2 protein-coding genes and 2 pseudogenes are annotated in these 2,464 nt (G+C 47.1%); 2 read left to right on the top strand and 2 right to left on the bottom strand.

Annotated features, from left to right (window positions below; all coding sequences use genetic code 11):
- Positions 1–192 precede the first annotated feature (192 nt).
- The gene (locus Q0095_RS04660; protein ID WP_297881812.1) at positions 193–399 is read left to right on the top strand and encodes a DUF4492 domain-containing protein; all 207 of its coding nucleotides are present in this window, start codon (positions 193–195) and stop codon (positions 397–399) included.
- 2 nt (positions 400–401) lie between these two features.
- A pseudogene (locus tag Q0095_RS04655) lies at positions 402–608 on the top strand (cytochrome ubiquinol oxidase subunit I); the annotation flags it as partial.
- Positions 609–647: 39 nt separating this feature from the next.
- On the opposite strand, the pseudogene Q0095_RS04650 reads toward Q0095_RS04655, so the two are convergent.
- Together Q0095_RS04650 and guaA are read right to left on the bottom strand one after the other, a co-directional pair.
- A pseudogene (locus Q0095_RS04650) lies at positions 648–1,016 on the bottom strand (hypothetical protein); the annotation flags it as partial.
- Positions 1,017–1,072: 56 nt separating this feature from the next.
- On the bottom strand, positions 1,073–2,464 hold a 1,392-nt coding region (guaA, locus tag Q0095_RS04645), incomplete at its 5' end, for a glutamine-hydrolyzing GMP synthase (protein WP_297881810.1).

Here is a 2,464-nt window from a genome sequence, read left to right as displayed (position 1 = left end):
TTTGTGCAGTTTAAGTAAAATGCGATCGGTTGCGAATTATGCGGTATAAACTTTATTTAAGTGTGGTGGCGCAAAAACTCATTTATTAAAAAGATAAAATTGCTACCAAAATTTCAAAATTTAAAGCTAAATTTTAATTAATTGTTATACAATAAAAAATATAAACTAATAATTGCTAAAGGTTAAAATTTGATGTTTTTCGGCAAAATTTTAAAATTTTACGCGCACGGATTTGCTTCGATGAAGCTTGGCAAAACGCTATGGGCGGTGATTTTGATCAAGCTATTTATAATTTTTGTGCTACTTAAATTTTTCATTTTCAACGAAAACTTGGATTCTAAATTTAAAACCGATCAAGAAAAAATCGATTTCATCTATAAAAATTTGACTAAGGAGTAGGAATGCAAGAGCTTGCTAGCGTGGATTGGTCGAGGGCGCAGTTCGCACTCACGGCACTTTATCACTTTCTTTTCGTGCCCCTAACGCTGGGGCTTAGCTTTATCGTGGCGTTTATGGAGAGCCTGTATGTCGCGACCGGTAAGCAGGAGTGGCTCAAGATCACTAAATTTTGGCTGCGCCTTTTCGGTATAAATTTCGCCGTTTACATTTATGATCTTACCCGTTTGCGTTACGCTCGCACTAAAGGTTTTAAGAGGTTGCGGATTGCCTCTGCTACCGAGCGTTGGACCGTTTTCGCCCATCGCATTACGTTTTGCTCTGTTAGCTTTATCTTCAGGATGAGGATCGACCGAGCTATCGATCATTGCAAGCGGCATAAGCTCGATGATTACGTATTTGCCCGATTTTGGAATTTTGGCATTAGCTGTATTTAAATTTGACTTAGTGCTTACGTAGACTTTGGAGATGTCGCGATTTGCTACCGTATAGTCATCCTTCGATACGGATGAGCTCAAAATCGGCTTATCATATTCAAGCACTACCGCACTTAAATTTTCTCCGTCGCCGAAAACTTGCGTTACGGCCTGAACCTCTTTAATGTGTTCGGCCTGCGACATCATTACGGCAAAAGCGGTAGATAAAACGATAAATTTAAAACGTCTCATCGCTCGATTTACTCCCACTCTATCGTTGCGGGCGGTTTGCTCGAGATGTCGTAAACTACGCGGTTGATACCGTCTACTTCGTTTATGATACGGCGAGAGACATTTTCTAGCAGGTCGTACGGCAGGCGCGAGAAGCTGGCTGTCATACCGTCGCTAGCGTCCACTACGCGTATGCACACGGCGTTTTCGTAGGTGCGGTTATCGCCCATGACGCCGACGGAGTGCACGTTTAGCAGCACGCAAAACGCTTGCCACGTTTTGTTGTACCAGCCGCTTGATTTTAGCTCGTCGCGCAGGATCACGTCGGCTTTGCGCAGTAGCTCGAGGCTCGGCGTATTTACCTCGCCCATTATGCGGATCGCAAGGCCCGGGCCGGGGAACGGATGGCGGAAAACGACTTCGCGCGAAAGGCCTAGCTCAAGCCCCAGCTGGCGCACTTCGTCTTTAAAAATTTCGCGCAGAGGCTCGATCAGTTCAAATTTCATATCTTTAGGCAGGCCGCCTACGTTGTGATGGCTTTTGATCGTCTTGCTTGAGCCTGCGACCGAGCTTTCGATGATGTCGGTGTAGAGCGTACCTTGGGCTAGAAATTTTACGTTTTTGTGTTTTGCTGCTTCTTTGCTGAAAACCTCAATGAAGGTCGCGCCGATGATTTTGCGTTTTTGCTCCGGATCGACCACCCCTTTTAGCCTGCTTAAAAATAGCTCGCTAGCATCGATCACGTCTAAGCTCACGCCCAGTTTGAGCCTAAACATCTCCTCTACCGCCTTGCGCTCGCCAGTGCGGAGCAGTCCGTTATCGACGAAAACCGCTATTAGGCTCTGCGGCACCGCATGCGCCAAAAGCGCCGCTACGACCGAGCTATCCACGCCGCCGCTTACCGCGCAAAGCACTTTGGCGCTGCCTACACGCTCTTTTATTTTGATCATCTGCTCTTTGGCGAAGCTACCCATATTCCAAGTGCTGATTATTTCGCAGATCTCTTTGGCAAAATTTTTTAAAATTCTATCGCCGAATTCGCTGTGACAAACCTCGGGGTGAAACTGCAGCGCATAAATTTTACGAATCTCGTCGCCGAATACGCACCACTCACTCTCATCCGAGCTTGCCATCACCTCAAAGCCCTCCGGCAGGCTCTCGACCTTGTCCGAGTGGCTCATCCAGACAGTAGAGTTATCCTCCACGCCGCCAAATAGCTTGCTAGCGCGAAGCAGCTTCAAAGAGGCTTTGCCATACTCTTTTTTACCCGCAGGCACGACGCTGGCGCCAAATTTATGCGCGATGAGCTGCATGCCGTAGCAGATGCCCAAAACCGGAATGCCCAAATCGAAGATGCCGGTATCGGCTTGGTAGTCGGATTCGTAAACGGAATTGGGGCCGCCGGAAAGGATGATGCCTTT

It is taken from the genome of uncultured Campylobacter sp. (genome assembly GCF_938045535.1).
Taxonomy (GTDB): Bacteria; Campylobacterota; Campylobacteria; order Campylobacterales; family Campylobacteraceae; genus Campylobacter_B.
The sequence above is the reverse complement of the archived record's forward strand: the minus strand, read 5'-3'. Positions and strand labels throughout refer to the sequence as shown.